4 protein-coding genes are annotated in these 2,345 nt (G+C 42.9%); 3 read left to right on the forward strand and 1 reads right to left on the reverse strand.

Annotated elements, in window-relative coordinates:
• From ABHN01_RS25235 to ABHN01_RS25245, 3 genes are all read left to right on the forward strand, one after another.
• Positions 1-606: zinc-binding dehydrogenase (locus ABHN01_RS25235; RefSeq protein WP_429877824.1), on the forward strand; the 606-nt coding region annotated here is incomplete at its 5' end.
• A 17-nt stretch (positions 607-623) separates the two neighbouring features.
• Complete coding sequence (locus ABHN01_RS25240) at positions 624-833, forward strand: hypothetical protein (RefSeq protein WP_429877825.1); 210 nt, start codon at positions 624-626, stop codon at positions 831-833.
• 2 nt (positions 834-835) lie between these two features.
• Positions 836-1,135, forward strand: a complete 300-nt coding sequence (locus ABHN01_RS25245; RefSeq protein ID WP_429877826.1) for a spore coat protein — start codon at positions 836-838, stop codon at positions 1,133-1,135.
• A 47-nt stretch (positions 1,136-1,182) separates the two neighbouring features.
• Here ABHN01_RS25245 and ABHN01_RS25250 read toward each other — a convergent pair whose 3' ends face one another.
• Positions 1,183-2,277, reverse strand: a complete 1,095-nt coding sequence (locus tag ABHN01_RS25250) for an L-dopachrome tautomerase-related protein (protein ID WP_429877827.1) — start codon at positions 2,275-2,277, stop codon at positions 1,183-1,185.
• Positions 2,278-2,345 lie beyond the last annotated feature (68 nt).

Below are 2,345 nucleotides of genomic sequence, written 5' to 3' on the forward strand. Positions count from 1 at the left end.
GACGGGGACACCGTTATCGTTTTGGGATGTGGTCCCGTTGGACTATTTGCACAAAAGTTTTGCTGGCTAAAAGGGGCGAAGCGGGTCATTGCAGTCGATTATGTGAATTATCGCTTGCAGCATGCGAAACGGACAAACAAAGTTGAAATTGTGAACTTTGAGGATCATAAAAATTGTGGAGAATACCTGAAGGAAATCACCAAGGGCGGTGCGGATGTAGTCATTGATGCTGTTGGTATGGACGGAAAAATGACCGATATGGAGTTTCTTGCCAGCGGATTAAAACTTCAGAGTGGTGCATTTGGTGCATTTATCATGGCGACCCAGGCCGTCCGAAAAGGTGGCAATATCCAGGTGACCGGCGTTTATGGTGGAAAATATAACGGTTTTCCATTTGGAGACATTATGAACCGCAATGTAAATATTCGCTCGGGACAAGCACCTGTTATTCACTATATGCCTTATATGTTTGAACTGGTTTCTACAGGAAAGATTGATCCGGGAGATGTGGTCAGCCATGTCCTTCCGCTCAGTGAAGCCAAGCGTGGCTATGAGATTTTTGACACCAAAACGGATGATTGTATAAAAGTCGTCTTGAAGCCTTGAGGAAGGAGGATTGAAAAATGAACTATGCCCTACACGAAGTTCTTGAGGTTCAAGAAATGGCCGCTTTTAAAACAAATTGCTTAACCAAGTCTAAAACAATGAGAGCACTGGTTAGTGACCCAAGGCTCAAAGAAATGATGCAGCAAGACATTGATCTTTCCACCAGACAGTTAAACGAATATACCTCTGTTTTATCTAATGCAAAGCAATCGTTAGGAGCTGAGTAAAATTGAATTCAATCATTGAAAACTTAACAGGAATGGATGCACTTTCTGACAAGATTGTGGCGATGGATTTATTGATTGCGGCAAAAAGTGGAGTTAGAAATTACGCCATGGCTGTTACGGAAGCCGGAACACCTGAAATCAAAGAAATGTTAACTCGGCATTTGGAGGAAGCCATCGAGATGCATGAACAAGTTTCCGGTTATATCGTGGAAAAAGGATGGTATCACGCTTGGGATACGAACGAGCAAATCCGTTTGAACTTGACAAATATGAAGACCGCTTTGGATTTGCCAACACTATAGATCATGTAAAGGAACAGTTTACAAAATAAACTGTTCCATATTTATTGTCAGAATGCAGGAGCAGGCAATTCATCTATGTTCATGCGAAGCAAACTATACGGCTTTTCTCGCAGGTCCCTTCCATAATGAAACCTGGCCTGCCGGTGTAATTGGTTCACAATCACATATAAGTATTGATCCGGGCCAATCGAAAACGTATCCGGCCATAAAAGCCTCGGGTCATGTGCGATGGTTTCCATGTTTCCGTTCGGCATGATTTTTCGTATGCTGTTGTTTTCATAATCCCCTGCATAGACGTTTCCTTTTGCCCCGGTAATCATTCCGTCAGATGCCCCTTTTTCCCCCAAATACTCCACCCGGGAAAGTAAGTCCTTCTCCGGTATCATTCTGTCTCTCAGGGCTTCTGTTGAAATGGAGAACAGATGACGGCTCGTTAATGGACAAAAAAATAATGTCTTTCCATCCGCAGAAATCGCGATACCATCAGACGCCAGTCGAAAGGGAGAAATGGAGCCGTCTTTATTGCGGTTCATCAGTATTTTACCTTCTACTTTTGGCAAGAAATAGGGATCGGGTGATGTAGGTGGGGTGCCACTTAACCGTCTGAATGCGTTTCCGGTTTCTAAATCCACAACAATGATCGCTCCTGGACCTTTGGAGGATGAATCTGTGATATAGGCATAACCGGATTTTCCTACGCGAAAATCAAAGCGAACATCATTCAAATATGTGGTTGGCAGGATGACTTCTTCTGTAAAGGTATTCACATTTCTGATTGTATTTGTTTTTAAATCAACAGCGACCAGTTTTGCTCCCCCTTTAATCGGTTCAGAAAAATTGGGTGCTGCTGTATCCAATACCCAAAGTGTTCCCCTTCCATCAGCCACTACACTTTGGACACTGATAAATGACATCGCAACGTTTGCCGGGTTGGCCAAATTTGTTTCCAAATTTGGATAAGACTGTAATTGATCACCCGCAATTTCAGCCACCGTAAATTTCACGTCATCTCCCCATTTCGGAAAGCAAACGAAAATACGCCCGGTTTCTGACACGGTAACGCCTGTAGGCATAGCCCCATAAAATGAATAAACGAGTTCAAACTTACCGAAATATTTTTCCATAGGCAGCATAAAATTCATCATCTCCCTCATCGATTTGAACCGATATTACCTATATATGACCGGCAGTTTTTCTTGTGCATGGCAAA

The sequence above is a fragment of the Fictibacillus sp. NRS-1165 genome (assembly GCF_050468105.1).
Classification (GTDB): Bacteria; Bacillota; Bacilli; order Bacillales; family Fictibacillaceae; genus Fictibacillus_C; species Fictibacillus_C terrinigri.

What these genes read in the sequence shown, in the direction of transcription:
- ABHN01_RS25240 (WP_429877825.1), top strand. Translation starts at nt 624, where the DNA reads ATGAACTATGCCCTACACGAAGTTCTTGAGGTTCAAGAAATGGCCGCT.
- ABHN01_RS25250 (WP_429877827.1), bottom strand. Translation starts at nt 2,277, where the DNA reads ATGAATTTTATGCTGCCTATGGAAAAATATTTCGGTAAGTTTGAACTC.